We start from the raw sequence: 15,478 nt of genomic DNA, 5'->3' as shown, positions 1-15,478 counted from the left end.
CACGCGGGTTGCGAGCCTCCCCCAGCTACCGCTGGGAGGTGCCCCCTGCACCAGACGCCGCTCGCTGATCCGGCCTGATCCACACGACACCCCCTGCGAGCCCTGCCCGCCCGCCGGCGGAGCCGTCACGACCCACGCGCGTGACGACTCCGCCGCCCCGCGCCGGTCAGGCGTCCGGGTCGATGCCCAGGGTGAGGGTGCCGCGGTATCCGGCCGAGGGTGTGCTGCCGAGCGCCGTCACGGCCATCAGCCCGGCGGCGGTGCCGCCGTTGCCGTAGATGCCGTCCGAGGACAGCGGGGTGCGGGGGACGGTGTTGGTGGAGTACGGGCTCACCTTGGCGACGGCCTGGGTGATCTTCTCGTCGAAGAAGAGCTGACCGGTGTGGATCTCGTTGCCGCCGGTGAACGAGCCGTCGGCGGTGAGGGTGACGCCCGTGTGCACCTTGACGTGGATGTGGACGCAGCGGCCGCGGTACCAGCCGGGGTAGATGCCGGTCAGCCTGGCCACGCCGTCGGCGCCGGTGAGCACACCGCCGCGCAGGAACTTCCCGTTGTCCGGCTCCTGGTGGCCGTTGTTGCCGACGAAGCCGGAGTATTCGCCGAGCGCGTCGCAGTACCAGATCTCCACCAGCGCCTTGTTCAGCGGTGCGCAGGTGTCGCGGTCGACGACGGTGAGCGCGAGCTGCAGGGGCACGCCCGGCTTGCCCTCGCTGACATCGGCCCGTACGAGGGCGTGGTCGAGGTAGTACGGGCCCTCGGTCAGCTGCTTGGTGAGCGTGCAGATCGCGTGGGCCGCCGGGGCCGGGGCGGTGGCGCCGGCGGCGGTCGTTCCGGGGCGTGCGGCGGCGGTTCCGGCGCCGACTCCGATGGCCGCCGCGGCGGCGCTTCCGGCGATCAGTACTCTGCGTCGCCCGATGGGGGCGGGAGATGAATCTGTCATGGGCATGGAAAGTAGGGATGATTTCTGTGGGGCGCCTGTCAGTTCGGCAAAGTCTGCGCGCGTCAACTCTTCTTATCGCCAACTCCCTTATGAGTCAGTGGTGTTGACATTCTCAACAAGCGCTTACTAGCTTCTTCCGTGATGGCTGTCGTCTGCTGGGGCGGTCCTGACCACACCGTGCCCGGGCAGCGCATGACGCCACCGCCAGAGCCACCCCTTTGACGATCTCCACCGGCCCAGTGACCTGCCTGCTTGCCGCGCGCTCCCACAAGCGATTGCCCCTCCGGGTGGGGATCCTCCGACCGAGAGGGCTCCTTCATGAACTCCTCAGGCGATCACCACTTCACGGCGGACACGACCACCGGCGCCGCCACCGGCCACCGTCGGCGTCGCCTGACGGCCGTCGCCGCGGGCGTGGCCGCGACCCTCGCGCTCGGGGGCCTGTCCGCGGTCCCGGCGCAGGACGCGGACGCCACCACGGGCCAGGCGGACATCGGCACCCACACCACCGACCACGGCTCCGACACCACCGGGCACCGGCAAGCCCCGACCCCTCGCACCACTCCCTGAGAGGACACGTTCGTGAGACTCATCGGACGCCTGGCCGTCGCGGCCGCGACGGCCCTCGCCACCTGCGCGGGCACGCTCGCCGCCACCCCCGCCGCGGCGGACACCGGCGCGCCCGCCCCCGTGGCCCCCGCCCCCTCCGGCTCGTTCAACGTCCTGACGTACAACGTGGCCGGACTCCCCGAGGGCCTGTCCTCCGGCCACCCCGAGAAGAACACCCCGCTGATCTCGCCCCGCCTGGGCCCGTACGACATCGTCAACGTCCAGGAGGACTTCAACTACCACGCCGCGCTCTACGCCGGTGACGACCACCCGTACCGCACCCCCACCAGCGGTGGCGCGGCCTTCGGCGACGGCCTCAACACCCTCTCCGACCTGCCGTACGACGACTTCGAGCGGGTCAAGTGGACCAAGTGCAACGGCACCGACTGCCTCACCCCCAAGGGCTTCACCCTGGCCCGGGTACGGCTCGCCGAAGGCGCCTACCTGGACCTGTACAACGTGCACACCAACGCGGGCACCACCGACGCCGACCTCGCCGCCCGCCGCGCCAACATCACCCAGCTCTCCGACTTCATCACCGCCAACTCGGCCGGGAACGCGGTGCTCGTCATGGGTGACACCAACACCCGCTACACCCGCGCCGCCGACAACATCCGCGACCTCGCCACCCGCAACGGCCTCACCGACGCCTGGGTGAACCTCGTCCGCGGCGGCTCGGCCCCGCCCGCCGGATCCGACGCGCTCGTGTGCGACCCGGACAACGTCACCAACACCTGCGAGGTCGTCGACAAGGTCCTCTACCGCTCCGGCCCGCTGCTCTCCCTCACCGCCACCCGCTACAACAACGAGAACACCGCCTTCCTCGACGCCGACCGCAAACCGCTGTCCGACCACTACCCGCACACCGTGGACTTCTCCTGGAAGGCGCCCGCCACGCTGCGCGCCGGGGACCAGTTCGGCGGGCCGCACGGCACCGCGTTCAACGACGCCGACGACCTGCCCGCCACCCCCGCGCCCCGCACCCTCACCCTGCGCGGCGGCTCCCGCCTGGACGCCGTGTCCCTGACCCTGTCCGGCGGTACGACCCTCGGCCACGGCGGCAGCGGCGGCACCCCCGCCACCCTCACCCTCGGCCCCGCCGAACACCTCACCTCCGTCACCCTCACCCGGGGCCAGAAGGACGGCCGCACCCGCCTGTTCTCCGCCGCCTTCACCACCGACACGGGCCGCACCGTCTCGGCCGGCACCCCCACCGCAGACACCGCCACCTACACCGCCCCCGACGGCTGGCAGATCGTGGGCTTCACCGGCCGCGCCGGTGAGGAGATCGACAAGCTGGGTGTCATCTACGCGCCCCGGTAGCCCAGTAGGCTTTCGCCCATGCGCGATCTTGGAGTGGGCATCGGCTATCTGGTGAAGGGCCAACGCTGGGTGGCCCGGCACGGGAGGTGGTGGGGGATCGGGATGCTCCCGGCCCTCATCATCCTCGTCGGCTACGCGGCGGCACTGGTCGTGCTCTTCTCCTGGACCGACGACGTCATCGCCTGGGCCACGCCCTTCGCCGACGACTGGTCCTCACCCTGGCTCGGTGTCTTCCGCGGCGCCCTCGCGCTCCTCTTCGCCGCCACCTCCCTCTTCCTCGCGGTGATCACGTTCACCGCGGTCACGCTCCTGGTCGGCCAGCCCTTCTACGAATCCCTCTCCAAGGAAGTCGACCGCTCCGAGGGCGGCGAGCCCCCCGAGTCCGGCCTGTCGACCTGGCAGGAGCTGTGGATCGGGCTCCGCGAGGCCATCGCCCTGCTCATCCGCGTCACCCTGTGGAGCGTGCTCTTCTTCGCGCTCGGCTTCATCCCGGTCGCCGGCCAGACCGTGATCCCCGCCCTCGCCCTCTGCGTGACCGGCTTCTTCCTCGCCGAGGAGCTGACCTCGGTCGCGCTGCTGCGGCGCGGCGTGCTGCTCGCGGAGCGCCGCCGCATGCTCCGCGACCGCCGCCTCCTCACCGTGGGCTTCGGCCTCCCCCTCGCCCTGCTCTTCCTGGTCCCCCTGGTCTCCGTGTTCCTCATGCCGGGCGCGGTGGCGGGCGCGACCCTGCTCGTCCGCGACCTCACGGGCGAGGCCGAGGCCCCCGCCCGGGGCGACACCGCGGCGGACGCCCTGGGCGGGGCATAGCGCTCCATCGAGCGATCTACGGCCGGCAGACCAGGATGCCGCCGAGGCAGTTGATGCGAAACGAGCCGTCCGCGGCGATGACCGCGGCAACCAGGTCGCGGGCTCGGGCCACGGTCTCCTCGAACGGGACCCCGCACTGTTCTGCCCAGGCTTCGTACGAGGCCAGGTGGGCGACAAGAGGACACGGGTCCGCAACCTCGATGGTTCCAGGAAGCTCCCGAACGCGGATGTCGCCGAAGGCGGCGCCGAGAAGTGCGGGAGCCTTCGTCGGCCGATGCGGTAGCTGCCCGCTGCGTACCAAGTGCGTCGAAGGCTTCTGGGCAGTACGGGTTGACCACGGCGGCGGGCTACAGCCCTGTCTGCTGCGCCTCGCTGCCGCAGTTGGCGTTCTACCTCTCCGGAGTCCTTCACGCTTCCGACTCGATCCGCCATTGCCGGATTATCGGGCCGGTGGTTGCCGATCGGTACGTCTCGTCGGTGATCGCATGCCATGCCGCAGTCCACGGCGTCGAGGTAGAAACGGTCATCGCCCTGCTGAACCCATTCCACTCCTATCTGGAGATTCCAACCTGCACGTTCTACCTGTCGACACAGACGGCAAGACGACCGACGACCGACGACTTCGTCCACCGGATCACTGCTCACCTGGAGGCTCGCGGTGCTTAAGACGTTGTCCTATGTGGGTGTGTGAGTCGAGGAGTTGGGTAGGACGATCGTTCTGTCCCTGAGCACAACAGGAGCAGTGGGGTCGGTAGCCACTACCGCCCTGGAACGACGAGTACGAGTGGTGAGCAATCAGCATGACTGAACCCCCTGCCCCTGCCGGCAAGTACATCTTCGGGCCCAAAGTTGCGGAAAAGCACACAGAACGGCAGGTAAATGGCTGCGTCTCCATCGTGTGGGGCGTTTGCGCACTGAGCGCCAGCGCGTACATCGCATGGAAGCTGTCCGCGCACTACCAGCTGTCGACCGTACTCCGCGCCGTGTTGGTAGCGGCAACAGCACTCGTCGTCGGTGGGGGCGCCGCGCTGATCTCCGGCCTGGTGGCGCGGCGCGGAACGGAGGACAAGCGGGTCGCACAGCTCCGCGCGGAGCACGGAACCGAGGAGAGCGACAGCGATCCGCAAGGGGACGCCGAACGATGAGCAACCGTGGAGGACTGCGCTGCTCGGGCCCGGCTTCGTAACTGCCGCGTGGGACAGAGCGCAGATGGCCTCCCGGCGGCATCATCGACGTGCACGTACTCTCCGAGGTCGTTGGCATGGCGAAGCCGAACCCTGCCATCTACCGGCTTGCACTGGAGCGCCTCGGGCTGCCCGGCTCAGCCTGGGTGTTCGTCGATGATCACCCGGTGAACCTTCCCGCCCGCCGAAGCTCTGGGCATCACCACCGTGCTCGCGAGGCGAGAGGAGGATACGGTCGCCGAACTGCGGGCCATTCTTGGCGTGGCCGGTGCCGGGACAGCGTGGCGGGCGGTGGACGGATCACCGTATGGTGATCAACCGGATCTTGTTCCGCGTCCGGACTGGCATGCCGTGGCGGGACCTTCCTGAGCGTTTCGGCAGTTGGAAGACCGTCTATGAACGGCACAGGCGCTGGTCGGGGGACGGCACGTGGGATCGGATTCTGCGTGCCATCCACGCGGGTGCCGACCTTGTGGGCCGGATCGACTGGAGCATGGTCAGCGTCGACTCGACGTCCTGCCGTGCCCATCAACACGCGGCCGGTGCCCGAAAGAGGAAGCCATAGGTCCCCAAAAAAGGACAGCGCCCCGGCACCATCGCTCGGACGAAGGACTTGGACGGTACCGGGGCGGCCTGACCTGCAAGATCCATCTCGCAAGTGAAGGCGGATGTCGGCCGATGGCCTTCCTGCTCACCCCCGGCCAGTGGGGCGACGCGCCTCAGATGGCCGAGGTCCTCGAACGCATCCGTGTCTCCCGCCCGCAGGGCGGCCACCCACGCACCCGGCCGGACCACGTGGGCGGCGACAAGGCATACAGTTCACGCCGAAACCGACGGTACCTGCGAAGAGGACAGATCAAGCACACCATCCCCGAGCCGAAGGACCAACGGGCGATCGCCAACGACGTGGCAGCAAGGGCGGCCGGCCCACTGGCTTCGACAGCGAGGTCTGCAAACGCCGCAACGAGGTCGAGCGAACAATCAATCGGCTGAAATATTCCAGAGCCGTCGCCACCCGCTACGACAAGAGGGCCTACCCCCTCCAGGGCACGATCACCGCTGCGGCGATCCGCTTATGGCTCCGACCATGATCAGCCGCACAGAACCTAGGCGTGCATTGCTTCCCGCACCATGGCGGCGAAGTCGCGGTAAGGCTCGGGGTCGTCACCGTCACCGGGCCACCACACATACGCGGTCCACTCGCCGTTTTCCGCGATGCTGTCGGCGTGCAGCAGCCAGTAGCAGCCGCTGCCGCCGTCGTCGTCGCCGATCAGAAGGCACCGCTTGAGTATGGCGAGCTGGTCCACGAAAGAGTCGCTGTCCGACCACGCTTCGATGAGGTCGGCGTCCATGTCGGCGAACCAGCCGATGTCCCCGACCTGGAACAGGTCGACGGGCCCGATGTCCTCCCAGCCGTCACTGACTTGGAGGAAGTTTCGGTACGAGAGAGGAAGCCTCATCCCGAGCCGCTCCTCGGCGGCCACGATCGCTTCCTCGCCCGCCGGTTCGGCGCCGGCCCACCCGGCCTCCAGCCGCTCCCTGCTGATGACCTGGCGTTGGTCCTCGATGGCCTCACGGACCTCGTCCGAGTTGATGCGCCTGGCGTTGTAGTCGCTGAGGAACGCGCGCCATTCCGCGACCGTCAAGGGTGAAGGGGTCGTCATTCCAGAACTCCGATGATGAGTACGGTGGGTCTCGGGCATCCTCACACGGCCCACTGACAATCGAAGCGTGTGCTGACTCTGCGGCGACCTGGCCTTTGAAACAGCTGCTCGGGACGCGACGCGGCCGGCTTGCAGCGATCCCCCTTCGCGCAACGGCGCGGCCTGTAGGCAGACGATTCACGGGTGCGCCGGGGAAGCCGCGAGCCGCTGGCTCTACTGCTCGACACGCTCCGACCACGATCCGTCGGACAGACCCCAGGTGGCGAGCCGGTCGTTGGGCTCGGCATGGGCGGGGTACGTGAAGTTGGATTGTTCCGGACGGGCTGTGGGAGATCGCGGAGCTGCTGATCCCGCCGTCGAAGGTCCGCCCGCAGGGCGGCGGGACGCAGGACACGCCTGATGAGACGCTGTTCGCCGCGACCATCTACATCCTGGTCAGTGGATGCGCCTGGCGGGCACTGCCGCCCTGCTTCGGTATATCGAAGTCGACGGCCCGCCGAAGGTGCCTGATCAAAAAGGGGGGGCGAACACCGGTCCGTGACGCCTCCGTCGTGGCGGCCCGGGACGCCGACGGGCTGGTGGCCCTGCTGAGCGCCCACTTCCCCCGCCACGGCGGCGACTACCTGTTCCTGCCGGGCGGGCGGAAGGAGGACGGGGAGACAGCGGAGGAGTGCGCGCGGCGGGAGCTGCGGGAGGAGGCAGGGATCACCGCCGAGACATGGCGGCCGATGGGTGCGTACGCCATCACGCTCGGCTCGACCGCTCGCGTGCACCTCTTCGAGGCGCAGCAGCTCACCTGTGGGCCTCAGGAACTCACCCCCACCGAGCAGGACTTCAAGCTTTCCTGGTGGACGATGGACGACGCGCTCGACGCTGCTTCCCGGGGCGGCTTCCTCCTTCCGGTCGGGCCCCTGGCCCTGCTGCTCGCCCACAGGGCGGAACACTGAGGGCTCCCGCCACCGGGCCGTGGCCATCGCCATCAGGTGGCGGCGCCTGATCGTGCTATTCCGCCCTCGGTGCGGTTCGCGGTCCCGACGGCATGTGCCGCTTGGTGGCGTCGACGGCGCCGAGCAGGGACAGGGCTTCGGCGCTGGGGCTGCCGGGTTCGGCGTGGTAGATGACGAGCTGTTGACCGGGTGCGTCGCGGACGTCGAAGGCCTGGTAGGTGAGGGTGAGCGGGCCGACGTCGGGGTGGTTGAGCTGTTTGGCCTCACGGGTTTTGCCGCGCACGGTGTGGGCCTGCCACAGCGTTGAGAAGACGGTGCTCCGCTCGGTCAGGGTGTCGATGAGCGCGTTCAGCCGGGGGTCGTCGGGGTCGTAGCCGGCCGCCTGGCGGAGGTTGGCCACGGCGGCTTGTGCGGTCCAGTCCCAGCGGGTGTAGAAGTCCCGGCCGGCGGGGTCGAGGAAGGTCATGCGGGCGAGGTTGTCCGCGGGGTCGAAGGGCGAGTACAGGGCGTCGGCCAGGGCGTTGGTGGCCAGGATGTCCAGGGTGCGGTTGAGGACGAAGGCCGGGGTGTGGGGGTAGCCGTCCATGAGCTGGCGCAGCGCCGGGCTGACCGTGTTGCGCGGCGGCACCGGGTGGTCGGCCGGTGCGGTGCCGGCCAGCCGGTGGAGGTGGGTGTGCGCGTCGGTGTCGAGGTGGAAGGCGCGGCTGAGGGCGTCGAGGACCTGCGGCGAGGGGTGGCGTTCGCGGCCTTGTTCGAGGCGGGTGTAGTAGTCGGCGTTCACACCGGCCAGCACCGCGACCTCCTCACGGCGTAGCCCGGCGACTCGCCGTACCCCGTAGCTCGTCATACCGACGTCCTCGGGCCGCAGGCCGGAGCGCCGGGCGCGCAGGAAGTCTCCCAGGGGGTTGTCCGCCATGTTCCCCAGGCTAATCAGGCGATGGGCGCATAGCCTGGGTGTGGCACACCCAGGCAGCGAACGTCCTGGTCGGCGGCTTCCGGAGCCTCCAGTCTCGGTGGCGCAAGAAACCACACCCGAGACCACACCCGATGGGGACAGGACGAACGACGATGAGCACAGACACCGACAGCGATGCCCTGCGCGGCACGGTCGCGGTGGTGACCGGCGCCGCACGGGGCGTGGGCAGGGCCACCGTGGCGTGGCTGCACGCCCGTGGCGTACGTGTCGTGGCCGAGGACATCCGGCCCGAGGTTGAGGGGCTGACCGCGGAGTACGACGGCGTGGCGTCCCTGGTCGGCGACGTCTCCCGGGAGGAGACGGCCGTGCGCGCGGTGGAGCTGGCGCGGGAGCGCTTCGGCGGCCTGGACATCCTGGTCAACAACGCGGGGCGGACGCTGAACAAACCCTTCACCGACACCACGGCGGAGGACTGGGACGCCCTGATGGCGGTCAACGCCCGCGGTGCGTTCCTGCACGCCCGGGAGGCGTTCCGCGCCATGCGCGAGCGGGGACGGGGCGGGGCGATCGTCAACGTCGGCTCCTACACCTGCACGGTCGCGCTGCCCGAGGGGTCGGCCTACACGGCGTCCAAGGGGGCCCTGGCGCAGCTCACCAAGGTGATCGCACTCGAGGGCGGCCCGCACGACATCCGCGCCAACATCGTGGCGCCGGGCGTGATCGAGACCGACATGCTCGACAACGTGCGTGACGACAGCCGCGCTTACCTGCGCTCCTTCGCCGACGCGCACCCGCTGGGCCGCGTGGCCCGGCCGGAGGAGATCGCCGAGGTCATCGGCTTCCTCGCCTCGCCGCGCTCCGGCTTCATGACCGGCGCCGTCGTCGCCGCCGACGGCGGCTTCACCGCCGCCTGACCGCCGTCTGACAGAAAATCGCCTGACAGAAAGAAGGATGAAACCGCCATGCACGGCCAACGGCTCGACGGCAAGGTCGCACTGATCACCGGTGCGACGGGAGGAATCGGCGCGGCGACGGCCAGGGTGTTCGCCCGTGAAGGCGCGCGGCTGGTCCTCACCGATGTCCATGAGCGGACCCTCACGGCACTCGCCAGGGAGGTCGAGGAGGAGAGCGGCGCGGAGGTCGTCTCCGCGTGCCTGGATGTCTCCTCCGCCCAGCAGTGGGACCGGGTGATGACGACCGTCCGCGAGCGGTTCGGCACGCTGGACGTCCTCGCCAACCTCGCCGGCATCCTGGACTGGCCGGGCATCGAGGACACCCGGGAAGAGGCGTGGAACCGCGTCATCGACGTGAACCAGAAGGGCACCTGGCTCGGGATGAAGGCCGCCATGCCCCTGTTGCGCGCCACCGGCAACGCCTCGGTGATCAACATTTCGTCCGTGCTGGGGATCGTGGGAAGCGGCGCGGCCGCGGCCTACCAGGCGTCCAAGGGCGCCGTACGCCTGCTCAGCAAGACCGCGGCCGTGGAGTACGCCCGTCAGGGAGTACGGGTCAACTCCGTCCATCCCGGTGTCATCGCCACGCCGATGATCCAGGACCTGCTGGACGAGCAGGGCGACCAGCAGCCGGACATCGTGCGCACCCCGATGCGCCGCGCGGGCCGCGCCGACGAGGTCGCCTCGGCGATGCTCTTCCTCGCGGGCGACGAGTCGTCGTTCGTCACCGGCACCGAGCTGGTGGTCGACGGCGGCCTCACCGCCCACTGACCCGTCACCGGCTGGTGGCCGCCACCGTGAGCACCGCGCGGACCTGGGCGGTGATGGCCTCGCGGTTGCGGACGAAGTCCGGGTCGGTGATCCGGCCCGTCGACGGGTCGGTGTTGTCGGGGCCGAACTGGAGGACCGGGGTGTGCAGATGGCCGCCCGGGACCTTCAGGCCGACGGCGTCGCGCAGCAGGGTGGCGCGGTAGGCGATCTCGTTGGAGAGGTAGTCGCCGCCACCGCCCGCGCGGGCCGTCGAGCCGGGCGTCGGGCCGTCGGGGCGGACCACCGGGGCGGTGGCGCCCGCCGGGATCTCGGTGACGCCGGTGTTGTCGTACACGGGCGCGGGACCGGTGTCCGCCGCGACGATCCGCTGGTGGGGCAGGGTCGTGGTCGTCCACTGGGGCTGCGGGTGCGGGGTCGGCACATCCGCCGGGATGGGGACGGTCCCGGTCCGGGAGACACCCGCGTTGTCCGGGACGCCGCCGCGCCAGGCGCCGTTGGTGCGCTCGACGTCGAAGCGGCCCACCCGGCCCTGGCTCACCGTCATGAAGACGTCCACCCGGCGCGGGCCGGGGCGGAACACCGGCAGCAGGGTGTGTTCGACCGTGCCGTCGGCGAAGTCCGCCCAGCGGACGGGAAAGACGGCGGTCTCGACGCGCGCGGGGCCGTCGGCCGTACGGATCGTCGCCCCGTCCAGCGCGAGCGCCGCCGCGCCGGAGGGGTTGGAGCGGCGTACGTCGGCGTCCAGCTGGAACGGGTCGAAGCCGGTGACGACGACGCGCTTGATGTGCTTGCCCGCGGGGAGGTCGAGGGAGTCCTGCCCGCGGGAGCCGCGTTCGAGGGACTGGAGCAGCGCGGCGCGGCGTGCCCCGGGCAGCGGGAAGCCGGGCCGCCACTCGCCGAGGGCGCGGGTCATCCCGAGCCGTGCCCAGTACAGGGGGCGGTCGTCGTCCCGGCTCAGATCGCCGCCGGCGGGCCCCCGACCCTGCACCCGGTCCACCGCACGCCGCCACAACGCCCGGCCCGCACGGGCGACGACCCGCTCGGCCCGCGCGTACGACCGCGTGTTCGCCAGGTCGCGCGCGAAGCCCGGCGCCACGTCGTCGAAGCCGCTGCGGCGCAGGATCTCCTGGGGGACGGCCGCCTCGAGGCGCTGTTCTTCGACGGTGGGGGCACGGTCCCGGGCGGTCGCCGGGGCGGTCTGGGTCAGCGGGAGGGTGGCCAGGGTCAGCGCGAGGAGCGTGCGTATCGGTCGCATGCGGGGCCTCTCGGAAAGGGAGGGGAAACGACGAACCTCCCGCCCCGGTTTACGCGGAGCGGGAGGTGAGGCGGACCCGGCTCAGCGGGTCGAGAAGGAGTGCACCGTCGTGGAGCGGTAGGTGTGGCCCGGGCGGAGCACGGTGGAGGGGAAGGCGGGCTGGTTGGGGGAGTCCGGGAAGTGCTGGGTCTCCAGGCAGAAGCCGTCGCCCTGCCGGTAGACCTGGCCGGACGTACCGGCGAAGGTGCCGGTCAGGAAGTTACCCGTGTAGAACTGCACGCCCGGCTCGGTCGTCGCGATCTTCATCACGCGGCCCGACTCCGGCTCGGTCACCGTCACGATGTGCTCGGGGTGGCGGGTGAGGCCCTTGTCGAGCGCGAAGTTGTGGTCGATGCCCTGCCCGTACAGCACCTGCTGATGGGCCTCCCGGATGTCCCGGCCGATTTCCTTGGCGCGGCGGAAGTCGAACGGGGTTCCGGCGACCTTGGCCAGCTCGCCGGTCGGGATGAGGGTCTTGTCGACCGGGGTGTAGCGGGACGCGGCGATCTGGAGGCGGTGGTCGTAGATGGACCCCGAGCCCTCCCCGGCCAGGTTGTAGTAGGTGTGGTTGGTGAGGTTGACGACGGTGGCCTTGTCGGTGGTGGCCTCGTAGTCGATGCGGAAGTCGCCCTCCGCGGTCAGGGTGTAGTCGACGCGCACGGTGAGCGTGCCGGGGTAGCCCATCTCGCCGTCGGGGCTGACCCGGCGGAGGGTGAGGCCCACGCCCGAGCCCTTGCGGAAGGGCTCGACGGACCAGACCCGCTTGTCGAAGCCCTTGTCGCCGCCGTGCAGGCTGTTGGGGCCGTCGTTGATCGGCAGCTGGTACTTCTCGCCGTCGAGGGTGAACGTGCCGCGGGCGATGCGGTTGCCGTAGCGGCCGATGAGGGCGCCGAAGTACGGGCTGCTGGCCACGTAGGAGTCGAGGTCGGAGAAGCCCAGCGAGACGTTGGCGCGGCGGCCGTGCCGGTCGGGGATCTCCAGGGTCTGGACGACGCCCCCGTAGCTCAGGACGGACAGCCGGGTGCGGCCGTTCTCGATGGTCCAGCGGTCGACCTTGGTGCCGTCGGCCAGTGTGCCGAAGTGTTCCTTCACCGCGTGTCCCCCGTGTCCCTCACCGTCGGATCGGTTCTTCGCGAAGGCGGTGCCGGTCCCGGTGGCCGTCACCGCGGCGGTGGCCGCGGCGGCGGTGATGACCGTGCGTCTGCTCGTGCTCGTTTGGTGCGTCATGTGCGGCTCCACGAGAAGTAGTTGGATGACGACTTACGAACCGACGCGGCGCTTGTTCCAGACGTCGAAGCCGACCGCCGCCAGCAGCACCAGTCCCTTGATGACCTGCTGGTAGTCGGTGCCGATGCCCACCAGCGACATGCCGTTGTTCAGCACGCCGAGCACCAGACCACCGATGATCGCGCCGAGTACGGTGCCGACACCGCCGCTGGCCGAGGCGCCGCCGATGAACGCCGCGGCGATGGCCTCGAGTTCGAAGTTGAGGCCTGCGCTCGGGGTGGCGGAGCCCAGCCGGGCGGCGAAGACCAGACCGGCGAGGGCGGACAGGATGCCCATGTTGACGAACACCATGAAGGTGACGCGCTTGTCCCGGACACCCGACAGCTTGGCCGCCGGCTGGTTGCCGCCGAGGGCGTACACATGGCGCCCGATGACGGTGTTGCGCATCACGAAGCTGAAGATCACGAAGAGGCCGGCCAGGATCAGCAGCCCGTACGGCGCCCCGTGCCAGCTGGACAGCGTCATGGTGAAGGCCATCACGGCGGCCACGATCGCGGCGCACTTGACGAAGAACAGCCCGAGCGGCGCCACGTCCAGCTCATAGGCCGCCCGCTGCTGCCGGCCGCGCCACTCCTGCCAGACGGCGGCGGCGCAGACGATGAGGCCGATCACCATGGTGGGGTTGTGGTACTGCGTGTACGGGCCCATCTCCGGGATGAACCCGGTGCTCAGCTTCTCGAAGCTGTCGGGGAACGGCGACAGGGACTGCCCGTCCAGCAGGATCTGGGTGCCGCCGCGGAAGGCCAGCATTCCGGCCAGGGTGACGATGAAGGACGGGATGCCGATGTACGCGATCCAGAAGCCCTGCCACGCACCGGCGGCGGCGCCGAGGAGCAGACAGAGGACGACCGCGAGGCCCCACGGCATATCGTGTTTGATCATCATCGCGCCGGCGGCCGCGCCGACGAAGGCGACGAGTGATCCGACCGACAGGTCGATGTGCCCCGCGATGATCACGATCATCATGCCGATCGCGAGGATGAGGATGTAGCCGTTCTGCTGCACCAGGCTGGTGACGTTGCCCGGCCGCAGCAGGATGTCGTCCGACCAGATCTGGAAGATGACGATGATCAGGGCGAGTGCGACCAGCATCCCGTACTGCCGCATGTTGGTCCGCATGCCCTGGAGCAGCAGCGTCCCGAGGCTCTTGGAGCCCTCGGCCGGCGGTGGGGCCGGGCTCTCGGTCTTCTGGGTGGCCGTGCTCATCCTTCGTCTCCTCTGTCCCTGTCCCTGGTCATGTGGCGCATCAGTACTTCCTGGGTCGCCTCGGCCCGGGGCACCTCTCCGGTCAGCCGTCCGGCCGCCATCGTGTAGATCCGGTCGCACATCCCCAGCAGCTCGCCCAGCTCGGAGGAGATGAAGACGACGGCCTTGCCCTGCGCCGCCAGGTCGTTGATGACCGTGTAGATCTCGTACTTGGCCCCGACGTCGATGCCGCGGGTCGGCTCGTCGAGGATGAGCACCTCGGGACCTGCGAAGATCCACTTACTGAGCACGACCTTCTGCTGGTTGCCGCCGCTGAGCCGGCCGACCCGCTCGAAGACCGTGGGTGCCTTGATGTTCATCGTCTTGCGGAACCGCTCGGCGACCCGGGACTCCTCGTGCTCGTTGACCAGACCGCGGCGCGCCACCTTGCCGAGCGAGGAGAGCGAGACGTTGCGGCTGATGGTGTCCTCGAGGTTGAGGCCGAACGTCTTGCGGTCCTCGGTGACGTACGCGATGCCGTGGTCGATCGCCTCCGGCACGCTACGGGTGCGGACCTCCTGGCCGTCGCGGAGGACCCGGCCGCCCGCGTAGCGCCCGTACGTCCGGCCGAACACGCTCATCGCCAGCTCGGTGCGGCCCGCGCCCATCAGCCCGGCGATGCCCACGATCTCACCGCGCCGGACGTTCAGGGACACTCCGTCCACGACCTTGCGCTGCTGGTCGATGGGGTGGTGCACGGTCCAGTCCTCGATGGCCATGGCCACCTGGGAGGCGTCCTTCCCCTCGTACGGGGTGCGCTCGGGGAAGCGGTGGTCGAGGTCGCGGCCGACCATGCCGCGGATGATGCGGTCCTCGGAGACCTCCGGCTCGGACTCCGGGGTCTCCCGGACCGACAGGGTCTCGATGGTCTGGCCGTCACGCAGGATGGTGACGGAGTCGGCGACCCTGCGGATCTCGTTCAGCTTGTGGGAGATGATGATCGAGGAGATGCCCTGGGCCTTGAACTCCAGCAGCAGATCCAGGAGTTTGCCGCTGTCCTCGTCGTTCAGCGCCGCGGTCGGCTCGTCCAGGATGAGCAGCTTCACCTCCTTGGAGAGCGCCTTGGCGATCTCCACGAGCTGCTGCTTGCCCACGCCGATGTCGGTGACCCGGGTCTGCGGCGAATCCGTCAGGCCCACCCGCTTCAGCAGCGCGTTGGCGTGCTTGAGGGTTTCGTTCCAGCTGATCAGACCGCGGGTGGCGTGTTCATTGCCGAGGAAGATGTTCTCGGCGATGGACAGGTACGGGATCAGCGCGAGTTCCTGGTGGATGATGACGATGCCGCGCTGTTCGCTCGCGCGGATGTCCTTGAACGCGCACGGCTCGCCCTCGAAGAGGATCTCGCCGTCGTAGCTGCCGTGCGGATGGACGCCGCTGACCACCTTCATCAGGGTGGACTTGCCGGCGCCGTTCTCCCCGCACAGGGCGTGGATCTCACCTTCGCGCACCCGGAGGTTGACGTCGGAGAGGGCTTTGACACCGGGAAAGGTCTTGGTGATGGAGCGCAGTTCGAGAATGGTGCTCATAGTCCGTACCCC

Annotated in this window: 15 protein-coding genes and 3 pseudogenes; 11 read left to right on the top strand and 7 right to left on the bottom strand. The window is 69.6% G+C overall.

From position 1 onward, the window contains the following. Nucleotides 1–166: 166 nt before the first annotated feature. Nucleotides 167–940 (bottom strand): intradiol ring-cleavage dioxygenase, encoded by a 774-nt coding sequence (locus ABZ562_RS38860; protein ID WP_361489508.1) that lies wholly within the window; start codon nucleotides 938–940, stop codon nucleotides 167–169. Between the two features lie 318 nt (nucleotides 941–1,258). Here ABZ562_RS38860 and ABZ562_RS38855 point away from each other — a divergent pair, with 318 nt between their 5' ends. From ABZ562_RS38855 to ABZ562_RS38825, 7 genes and pseudogenes are all read left to right on the top strand, one after another. Continuing rightward, entirely contained in the window at nucleotides 1,259–1,510 is a 252-nt protein-coding gene (locus ABZ562_RS38855) for a hypothetical protein (protein ID WP_361489505.1), read from the top strand. Between the two features lie 12 nt (nucleotides 1,511–1,522). Continuing rightward, entirely contained in the window at nucleotides 1,523–2,872 is a 1,350-nt protein-coding gene (locus ABZ562_RS38850; protein ID WP_361489502.1) for a jacalin-like lectin, read from the top strand. Nucleotides 2,873–2,890: 18 nt separating this feature from the next. Beyond that, nucleotides 2,891–3,679: an EI24 domain-containing protein gene (locus ABZ562_RS38845; RefSeq protein ID WP_361489499.1), complete on the top strand. Its 789-nt coding sequence runs from the start codon at nucleotides 2,891–2,893 to the stop codon at nucleotides 3,677–3,679. Between the two features lie 330 nt (nucleotides 3,680–4,009). After that, a complete protein-coding gene (locus ABZ562_RS38840; protein ID WP_361489497.1) occupies nucleotides 4,010–4,345 on the top strand; it encodes a hypothetical protein in 336 nt (111 codons plus the stop codon). A 134-nt stretch (nucleotides 4,346–4,479) separates the two neighbouring features. Further along, nucleotides 4,480–4,824: a hypothetical protein gene (locus ABZ562_RS38835; RefSeq protein WP_361489494.1), complete on the top strand. Its 345-nt coding sequence runs from the start codon at nucleotides 4,480–4,482 to the stop codon at nucleotides 4,822–4,824. Between the two features lie 80 nt (nucleotides 4,825–4,904). Then, nucleotides 4,905–5,232, top strand: a pseudogene (locus ABZ562_RS38830) (HAD-IA family hydrolase); the annotation flags it as partial. After that, nucleotides 5,144–5,954, top strand: a pseudogene (locus tag ABZ562_RS38825) (IS5 family transposase); the annotation flags it as partial. The pseudogenes ABZ562_RS38830 and ABZ562_RS38825, both read left to right, overlap by 89 nt. 15 nt (nucleotides 5,955–5,969) lie before the next feature. Here the strand turns inward: ABZ562_RS38825 and ABZ562_RS38820 are convergent. Then, nucleotides 5,970–6,527, bottom strand: a complete 558-nt coding sequence (locus tag ABZ562_RS38820; RefSeq protein WP_361489491.1) for an SMI1/KNR4 family protein — start codon at nucleotides 6,525–6,527, stop codon at nucleotides 5,970–5,972. Between the two features lie 308 nt (nucleotides 6,528–6,835). Here ABZ562_RS38820 and ABZ562_RS38815 point away from each other — a divergent pair. Both ABZ562_RS38815 and ABZ562_RS38810 read left to right on the top strand, forming a co-directional pair. Then, a pseudogene (locus tag ABZ562_RS38815) lies at nucleotides 6,836–7,039 on the top strand (transposase); the annotation flags it as partial. A 39-nt stretch (nucleotides 7,040–7,078) separates the two neighbouring features. Continuing rightward, the gene (locus tag ABZ562_RS38810) at nucleotides 7,079–7,474 is read left to right on the top strand and encodes an NUDIX hydrolase (protein WP_361489488.1); all 396 of its coding nucleotides are present in this window, start codon (nucleotides 7,079–7,081) and stop codon (nucleotides 7,472–7,474) included. A gap of 55 nt (nucleotides 7,475–7,529) precedes the next feature. On the opposite strand, the gene ABZ562_RS38805 is transcribed toward ABZ562_RS38810, so the two are convergent. After that, a complete protein-coding gene (locus ABZ562_RS38805) occupies nucleotides 7,530–8,390 on the bottom strand; it encodes a helix-turn-helix transcriptional regulator (RefSeq protein ID WP_361489485.1) in 861 nt (286 codons plus the stop codon). Between the two features lie 152 nt (nucleotides 8,391–8,542). Between ABZ562_RS38805 and ABZ562_RS38800 the strand changes: the two genes are divergently transcribed. Both ABZ562_RS38800 and ABZ562_RS38795 read left to right on the top strand, forming a co-directional pair. Then, nucleotides 8,543–9,304 carry an SDR family oxidoreductase gene (locus ABZ562_RS38800; RefSeq protein ID WP_361489482.1) on the top strand — a complete coding sequence of 254 codons (762 nt, stop codon included), beginning with the start codon at nucleotides 8,543–8,545 and terminating at the stop codon, nucleotides 9,302–9,304. Between the two features lie 48 nt (nucleotides 9,305–9,352). Next, nucleotides 9,353–10,114: a glucose 1-dehydrogenase gene (locus ABZ562_RS38795; protein ID WP_361489479.1), complete on the top strand. Its 762-nt coding sequence runs from the start codon at nucleotides 9,353–9,355 to the stop codon at nucleotides 10,112–10,114. A 4-nt stretch (nucleotides 10,115–10,118) separates the two neighbouring features. On the opposite strand, the gene ABZ562_RS38790 is transcribed toward ABZ562_RS38795, so the two are convergent. The 4 genes from ABZ562_RS38790 to mmsA all read right to left on the bottom strand — a co-directional run bounded on the left by ABZ562_RS38790 (nucleotide 10,119) and on the right by mmsA (nucleotide 15,466). Next, complete coding sequence (locus ABZ562_RS38790; RefSeq protein ID WP_361489476.1) at nucleotides 10,119–11,369, bottom strand: pyroglutamyl peptidase; 1,251 nt, start codon at nucleotides 11,367–11,369, stop codon at nucleotides 10,119–10,121. Between the two features lie 81 nt (nucleotides 11,370–11,450). Continuing rightward, nucleotides 11,451–12,635: an aldose epimerase family protein gene (locus ABZ562_RS38785; RefSeq protein ID WP_361489473.1), complete on the bottom strand. Its 1,185-nt coding sequence runs from the start codon at nucleotides 12,633–12,635 to the stop codon at nucleotides 11,451–11,453. Nucleotides 12,636–12,668: 33 nt separating this feature from the next. Next, the gene (gene mmsB, locus ABZ562_RS38780) at nucleotides 12,669–13,901 is read right to left on the bottom strand and encodes a multiple monosaccharide ABC transporter permease (RefSeq protein ID WP_361489471.1); all 1,233 of its coding nucleotides are present in this window, start codon (nucleotides 13,899–13,901) and stop codon (nucleotides 12,669–12,671) included. Next, nucleotides 13,898–15,466, bottom strand: a complete 1,569-nt coding sequence (gene mmsA / locus ABZ562_RS38775) for a multiple monosaccharide ABC transporter ATP-binding protein (RefSeq protein ID WP_361489469.1) — start codon at nucleotides 15,464–15,466, stop codon at nucleotides 13,898–13,900. The genes mmsB and mmsA overlap by 4 nt, the downstream gene beginning before the upstream one ends. Between the last annotated feature and the right edge of the window lie 12 nt (nucleotides 15,467–15,478).

It is taken from the genome of Streptomyces sp. NPDC019937 (assembly GCF_040631655.1).
Taxonomy (GTDB): Bacteria; Actinomycetota; Actinomycetes; order Streptomycetales; family Streptomycetaceae; genus Streptomyces.
Note: the sequence above shows the minus strand (reverse complement) of the source record. Positions and strands in the feature narration are given on the sequence as shown.

What these genes read in the sequence shown, in the direction of transcription:
- ABZ562_RS38795 (WP_361489479.1), top strand. Translation starts at nt 9,353, where the DNA reads ATGCACGGCCAACGGCTCGACGGCAAGGTCGCACTGATCACCGGTGCG.
- ABZ562_RS38860 (WP_361489508.1), bottom strand. Translation starts at nt 940, where the DNA reads ATGACAGATTCATCTCCCGCCCCCATCGGGCGACGCAGAGTACTGATC.
- ABZ562_RS38845 (WP_361489499.1), top strand. Translation starts at nt 2,891, where the DNA reads ATGCGCGATCTTGGAGTGGGCATCGGCTATCTGGTGAAGGGCCAACGC.
- ABZ562_RS38805 (WP_361489485.1), bottom strand. Translation starts at nt 8,390, where the DNA reads ATGGCGGACAACCCCCTGGGAGACTTCCTGCGCGCCCGGCGCTCCGGC.
- ABZ562_RS38855 (WP_361489505.1), top strand. Translation starts at nt 1,259, where the DNA reads ATGAACTCCTCAGGCGATCACCACTTCACGGCGGACACGACCACCGGC.
- ABZ562_RS38790 (WP_361489476.1), bottom strand. Translation starts at nt 11,369, where the DNA reads ATGCGACCGATACGCACGCTCCTCGCGCTGACCCTGGCCACCCTCCCG.
- mmsB (WP_361489471.1), bottom strand. Translation starts at nt 13,901, where the DNA reads ATGAGCACGGCCACCCAGAAGACCGAGAGCCCGGCCCCACCGCCGGCC.
- ABZ562_RS38785 (WP_361489473.1), bottom strand. Translation starts at nt 12,635, where the DNA reads ATGACGCACCAAACGAGCACGAGCAGACGCACGGTCATCACCGCCGCC.
- ABZ562_RS38835 (WP_361489494.1), top strand. Translation starts at nt 4,480, where the DNA reads ATGACTGAACCCCCTGCCCCTGCCGGCAAGTACATCTTCGGGCCCAAA.
- mmsA (WP_361489469.1), bottom strand. Translation starts at nt 15,466, where the DNA reads ATGAGCACCATTCTCGAACTGCGCTCCATCACCAAGACCTTTCCCGGT.
- ABZ562_RS38800 (WP_361489482.1), top strand. Translation starts at nt 8,543, where the DNA reads ATGAGCACAGACACCGACAGCGATGCCCTGCGCGGCACGGTCGCGGTG.
- ABZ562_RS38820 (WP_361489491.1), bottom strand. Translation starts at nt 6,527, where the DNA reads ATGACGACCCCTTCACCCTTGACGGTCGCGGAATGGCGCGCGTTCCTC.